This window comes from Mycobacterium sp. (assembly GCF_035697385.1).
Classification (GTDB): Bacteria; Actinomycetota; Actinomycetes; order Mycobacteriales; family Mycobacteriaceae; genus Mycobacterium.
In genome coordinates, this window is sequence record NZ_DASSCY010000212.1 from 1 (window position 1) to 5,606 (window position 5,606).

Here is a 5,606-nt window from a genome sequence, read left to right on the forward strand (position 1 = left end):
GACCTATACGGAAATCTGGTCGACGGTCAACTCGCGCCGTCGTCGGACACCGCCGCCCACGCGTATGTCTACCGGCACATGCCGGAGGTGGGCGGCGTGGTGCACACCCACTCCACCTACGCCACCGCATGGGCGGCCCGCGGCGAACCCATCCCGTGCGTACTGACCATGATCGCCGACGAGTTCGGCGGCGACATCCCGGTTGGGCCCTTCGCCCTGATCGGCGACGACTCCATCGGACGCGGCATCGTCGAGGCGTTGCGCGGCAGTCGATCCCGGGCGGTACTCATGCGAAACCACGGTCCGTTCACCGTCGGCCCCGATGCCCGTTCGGCGGTCAAGGCCGCCGTCATGGTCGAAGACGTTGCGCGCACCGTGCACATCGGCAGGCAACTCGGCACCCTCGACCGCATCGAGGGTGACGACGTGACCGCTCTGTTCGACCGCTACCAGAACGTCTACGGCCAGTCGGCCACACCGCAGGAAGGCGCACCATCATGATCGATTCGGGCATGATCGACAGCGAGGTATGGTTCCTCACCGGAAGCCAATCGCTGTACGGACCAGAGACTTTGGACCAGGTAGCTCAGCAGTCTCGTGAGATCGCCGAGCGCCTCGACAGCTGCGCCGAAGTGCCGGTGCGGGTCCGGTGGGTGCCGACTGTGATCAGCGCCGACAACATCGCCGCGGTGATCCGCCAGGCCAACGACAGTGACCAGTGCATCGGAGTGATCGCCTGGATGCACACGTTCTCGCCCGCCAAGATGTGGATCCGTGGTTTGCGGGCCCTGCAGAAACCACTGCTTCATCTGCATACCCAGTTCGGTGTTGAATTGCCTTGGGACAGCATCGATATGGATTTCATGAACCTCAACCAGGCCGCCCACGGCGACCGTGAGTTCGGATATATCCAGTCTCGGCTGTCAATCCCCCGCAAGACCATCGCCGGACACGTCAGTCACGAGCGCACACGCGCGCGTGTGGGTGCGTGGACCCGTGCCGCGCTGGCCAACGCCGCGGTGGCCTCGCTCAAGCTGGCCCGGTTCGGCGACAACATGCGAAACGTCGCGGTGACCGAAGGCGACAAGGTCGAGGCCGAGGCGCACTTCGGCGTCTCGGTGAACGGCTATTCGGTCAATGATCTCTCCGAGGTCGTGCAGCGGGTGTCGGACGCCGAGATCGACAAGCTGGTCCGAGAGTACGAGCAGTCCTACCGGTTGGCACCCGAGCTTCGGCCAGGCGGTGACCGCCACGCATCGCTTCGGCATGGCGCGCAGATCGAAGCGGGGCTGCGGAAGTTCCTGGAAAACGGCGGGTTTCACGCGTTCACCACCAACTTCGAGGACCTCGGCGGGTTGCGGCAGTTGCCCGGCCTTGCCGTGCAGCGACTGATGGCCGACGGCTACGGGTTCGGCGCCGAAGGGGACTGGAAGACCGCGGTGATGCTGCGTGCCGTGAAGGTGATGGCCGACGGGCTGCCTGGCGGTACGTCGTTCATGGAGGACTACACCTACGACCTGACGCCTGGCGCCGAACGCGTCCTCGGGGCACACATGCTCGAAGTGTGCCCATCCATCGCGGCCGACGTGCCCTCGCTGGAGGTGCACCCGCTGTCGATCGGCGGCCGTGAGGACCCCGTCCGGCTGCGGTTCACCGCGGCCCCCGGCGATGCGGTGATCCTCGGTATCAGCGACATGGGATCCCGTTTTCGCCTGGTGGCCAACGAGGTTCGCGTGGTGGATCCGTCGGCACCGCTTCCCCGCCTTCCTGTTGCTTGCGCGGTGTGGGAGCCTCAGCCCAGTTGGTCGGTATCCGCCGAGGCGTGGCTGCTGGCGGGCGCACCTCACCACACCGTGCTGACGACCGCAGTGGGCGTGGACGCCATCGAGGATTTCGCCACGATGAGCGACACCGAGTTGCTGGTGATCGACGCCGACACCACGATGCGCGGATTCGTCCGCGAGTTGAAGTGGAACGACGTGTATCACCATGTCGCGGCGGGACTGTGAGGCCTCGCCGTGAGCAACGACAAGCCGAACAGCACCGGGGGTTCACCGCGGCGACGGCTGGACCGGTTCGACCGTGACCTGCTGACGTTCCTACTGAGCTGGAACCGCTACGGCGGACCTCCAGAAGACGAATGCCTTGTCGAGTTCGGGATGAAGCCTGACAAGGTGCACGAACGATGCATGGAACTAGTGTGCCGCTGTCACCCGAACGCATACCTTGATGCCGAACGCACCCTGCTGCTTCGTGCCGGGGGAATGCTCTTGCCGAACAGGATCAGCGCGAAAAACGGTCCGCGGCCGCGGTGAACAGGCCGAGGGCGAGTCGCTTCGTGCGCCGACCGGTATCGATGAGCACCGTCTTGCCCACGTTGGCGGTTCTGACCGCAACGTCGTCGCCCACCCGGACCGTGCCGCCGGCATCGACGCCGCAATAGACGCCAAGGCACCGCTGCGCTCGAACAGCCACCGCCTTGGTGATGCGGCGGTCGACCTCGATTCCGGGTTGCGCGCGGCTCGGGACAACGCAGCGAACCGTCGGCATCATCACGTCGAGAACTGCTTTCCCGACAACGACTCGCCCGCCGGTCCAGTGCGACTCCGGCAGGCCGTCGTCTGGATTATCAAGCGCCAGTAGCAGATTGGGCCGGAATCGGCGCACGTCCACATCGCTTCCGAGCTCTGCGGCGATGGTCGCCAGGCTCGTTTGGGTCAGCACATGCACAGGTGCCAAATCGACGAACATGCCCGGCGGAGTGGAGTAGCGCGTGAAGTTGACCATGTCTTGGACCCGCACCATCGAGAGATCGGGCAATTTCTCGCCCTCGGCGACACCGAAGGCGGCGCGAAGCCATTCCGGCGACCTCGCATCGGCGCGTCCTTCTTTATTCAGCCGGTGCAGGCTGATGTCCTCAGCCGGCGGCAGCGGAGTCAGCTTGACATCGCGGCCCGCCAGTTCGGAGAGCTTCGCGTGCACGCCGCCGTCGCCGCTGGACAGGACGGTGCCGTCGGGGAAGGCGATCTCGACCTCGGGCGCGTTGCCGGGTCCTGCATCCGGCGGCACGGGCCGCGGGTATCGAGCCGTCGCGGTCAGCAGTACCGGCATTTGGCGGGCTGAAACGGTGACGCCGCGTTCGAGATCGCGGACGGCCCACAGCCGATCGCCGAGGACTCCGCGAGGGCCGATGTGGGCCTGCTCGATCTGCTCACCGCCAAGGGACTTCACCGGATAGCGCCATAGCTGAGCGACATGGCCGATCGTCATGCCGATACCGTACGGCGCGCCGCTAGGTAATCGACTGCAAACCGGTCACGTACCGGCGGGCCAGATCCTGGTAGGCACCGGGGTTGCCGTCGACCCACATCTCTGCCCCGGTGCCCGCAATCGGGCCCTTGACCTTCGCAGGCGCGCCTGTCACCAACACCTCGTCGGGGATTTTCGTGCCGCCGACCACCAGCGAATGCGCCGCGACGAGGCTGCGCGCCCCGATGACCGCGCCGTCGAGCACTGTGGCGTGGTTGGCGAGGACGGCTTGAGGGCCGATATGTGCGCCGTGCACGACGCAGCCGTGCGCCACGGTGGCCCCAGGTCCGACGTCGACCGGAATGCCTGGAGGGGCGTGCAGCACGCAACAGTCCTGCACGTTGGCGCCCTCACGGACGACGATGGGGGCGAAATCGGCGCGAAGTACCGCGTTGAACCACACCGACGCACCCGCCTCGACATGCACATCACCGACCAATGTGGCGGTGGGGGCGATAAACGCGCTGGGATCGATCGTCGGTGATCGTCCCTCGAAGGAGTACAACGGCATCGTCTAGATATACCGCAGGTAAAACGGGTTTAGATTGCGCGCGGGGTGGCAAAAACTGTAACGTGTTCTAGTTAGAGACACCGAAACGGGAGGCCCACCGTGACTACCGAAACCGCAGCCATTCGCGAGATCGACACCGGCGCGCTGCCGGACCGGTACGCGCGCGGCTGGCACTGCCTGGGCCCGGTGAAGGATTACCTGGACGGCAAGCCACACGGCGTCGAGGCCTTCGGCACCAAACTGGTGGTGTTCGCCGACTCCAACGGTGACCTCAAGATCCTCGACGGATACTGCCGCCACATGGGCGGGGACCTGTCTCAGGGCGAAATCAAGGGCGACGAGGTGGCCTGCCCGTTCCACGACTGGCGGTGGGGCGGCGACGGCAAGTGCAAGCTGGTGCCCTACGCCAAGCGCACCCCGCGGTTGGCCCGCACCCGATCCTGGACCACCGACGTGCGCAGCGGCCTGCTCTACGTCTGGCACGACCACGAGGGCAACCCGCCGCCACCTGAGGTCCGTGTTCCGGAGATCCCCGAGTTCTTCAGCGACGAGTGGACCGACTGGCGCTGGAACTCGATCCTGATCGAAGGCGCCAACTGCCGCGAGATCATCGACAACGTCACCGACATGGCGCACTTCTTCTACATCCACTTCGGTTTGCCGACGTACTTCAAGAACGTCTTCGAAGGTCACATCGCCTCGCAGTACCTGCACAACGTCGGCCGGCCGGACGTGAACGACCTGGGCACCTCCTACGGTGAGGCGCACCTGGATTCCGAGGCGTCGTACTTCGGGCCGTCGTTCATGATCAACTGGCTGCACAACAACTACGGCGGCTTCAAGGCAGAGTCGATCCTGATCAACTGCCACTACCCGGTGACGCAGGATTCGTTCGTGCTGCAGTGGGGCGTCATTGTCGAGAAGCCCAAGGGCCTCGACGAGGCGACGACCGAGAAGCTGGCGCGGGTGTTCACCGAAGGTGTCAGCAAGGGCTTCATGCAGGATGTCGAGATCTGGAAGCACAAGACCCGCATCGACAACCCGCTACTGGTCGAAGAGGACGGTGCGGTTTATCAGATGCGCCGGTGGTATCAGCAGTTCTATGTGGATGTCGCCGACGTCACGCCGGATATGACCGACCGCTTCGAGATCGAGGTCGACACCACGGCCGCCAACGAGAAGTGGCACATTGAGGTGGAGGAGAACCTCAAGCGCCAGGCCGAAGAGAAGTCAGAAGGACAGACCACCCAGGTCTGACTATGAGTCCGCGCGAGGAAGCACCAGACGTCGACCGGTTGGCCCGGTCGATGCTGATGCTCTACGGCGCGCACGACGACGATGATCACGAGCACGCCAGCAACGGCGACAGCAAGGGATCTTGGTCTAAGGCACCGGCTTTCGATTCCGACCGTGCGGCGGCGATACGCGAGGCCACTTTGCGGGATCGCGAGCGCTACCTGACGTCGGGCCTGGTTTCGGTCGACTGCCGGTTCTGTCATGTGGCGGTCGACGTGAAGAAGCTCGGGCCGGGGCACACTGCGGTGCAGTGGAACACCGAGGCATCGCAGCGCTGCGCCTACTTCGCCGAAATCCGGGCATCCGGCGGCGATCCCGCCCGCACCAAGTCTTGTCCGAAGTTGGCCGACAGCATCAAACACGCTGTCGCCGAAGGCTGTTTGGAGGAAGCGTCCTCCGCCCCCTCCCCCGGCGACGGCTAGATTTCCCCGCGCGAGCAGACGGAGAATCGCATTACCCGCGGCACTTTTGTGCGATTCTGCGTCTGCTC

Annotated in this window: 7 protein-coding genes; 5 read left to right on the forward strand and 2 right to left on the reverse strand. The window is 65.0% G+C overall.

Annotated elements, in window-relative coordinates; all coding sequences use genetic code 11:
* The 3 genes from VFH65_RS17905 to VFH65_RS17915 all read left to right on the forward strand — a co-directional run.
* Window positions 1-501, forward strand: a 501-nt coding sequence (locus VFH65_RS17905; protein ID WP_353323258.1) for an L-ribulose-5-phosphate 4-epimerase, incomplete at its 5' end; no start/stop codon positions are given.
* Window positions 498-2,009 carry an L-arabinose isomerase gene (gene araA, locus VFH65_RS17910; RefSeq protein WP_353323260.1) on the forward strand — a complete coding sequence of 504 codons (1,512 nt, stop codon included), beginning with the start codon at window positions 498-500 and terminating at the stop codon, window positions 2,007-2,009. The genes VFH65_RS17905 and araA, both read left to right, overlap by 4 nt.
* Before the next feature lie 9 nt (window positions 2,010-2,018).
* On the forward strand, window positions 2,019-2,315 hold the full coding sequence (locus tag VFH65_RS17915; RefSeq protein ID WP_353323261.1) for a hypothetical protein: 297 nt from the start codon (window positions 2,019-2,021) through the stop codon (window positions 2,313-2,315).
* Here the strand turns inward: VFH65_RS17915 and VFH65_RS17920 are convergent.
* The gene (locus VFH65_RS17920) at window positions 2,284-3,270 is read right to left on the reverse strand and encodes an MOSC domain-containing protein (RefSeq protein WP_353323262.1); all 987 of its coding nucleotides are present in this window, start codon (window positions 3,268-3,270) and stop codon (window positions 2,284-2,286) included. The two genes, VFH65_RS17915 and VFH65_RS17920, sit on opposite strands and share 32 nt — an antisense overlap.
* A gap of 22 nt (window positions 3,271-3,292) precedes the next feature.
* Window positions 3,293-3,820 (reverse strand): gamma carbonic anhydrase family protein, encoded by a 528-nt coding sequence (locus VFH65_RS17925; RefSeq protein ID WP_353323263.1) that lies wholly within the window; start codon window positions 3,818-3,820, stop codon window positions 3,293-3,295.
* Between the two features lie 99 nt (window positions 3,821-3,919).
* On the opposite strand from VFH65_RS17925, the gene VFH65_RS17930 reads away from it, so the two are divergent.
* Window positions 3,920-5,077, forward strand: coding sequence for a Rieske 2Fe-2S domain-containing protein (locus VFH65_RS17930; RefSeq protein WP_353323265.1), 1,158 nt, complete (start codon window positions 3,920-3,922; stop codon window positions 5,075-5,077).
* A gap of 2 nt (window positions 5,078-5,079) precedes the next feature.
* On the forward strand, window positions 5,080-5,538 hold the full coding sequence (locus VFH65_RS17935; protein WP_353323266.1) for a hypothetical protein: 459 nt from the start codon (window positions 5,080-5,082) through the stop codon (window positions 5,536-5,538).
* The last annotated feature ends 68 nt before the right edge of the window (window positions 5,539-5,606 follow it).

Excerpts from the sequence above, each read along its gene's own strand:
- VFH65_RS17920 (WP_353323262.1), bottom strand. The coding sequence starts at position 3,270 with ATGACGATCGGCCATGTCGCTCAGCTATGGCGCTATCCGGTGAAGTCC.
- VFH65_RS17935 (WP_353323266.1), top strand. The coding sequence starts at position 5,080 with ATGAGTCCGCGCGAGGAAGCACCAGACGTCGACCGGTTGGCCCGGTCG.
- VFH65_RS17925 (WP_353323263.1), bottom strand. The coding sequence starts at position 3,820 with ATGCCGTTGTACTCCTTCGAGGGACGATCACCGACGATCGATCCCAGC.
- araA (WP_353323260.1), top strand. The coding sequence starts at position 498 with ATGATCGATTCGGGCATGATCGACAGCGAGGTATGGTTCCTCACCGGA.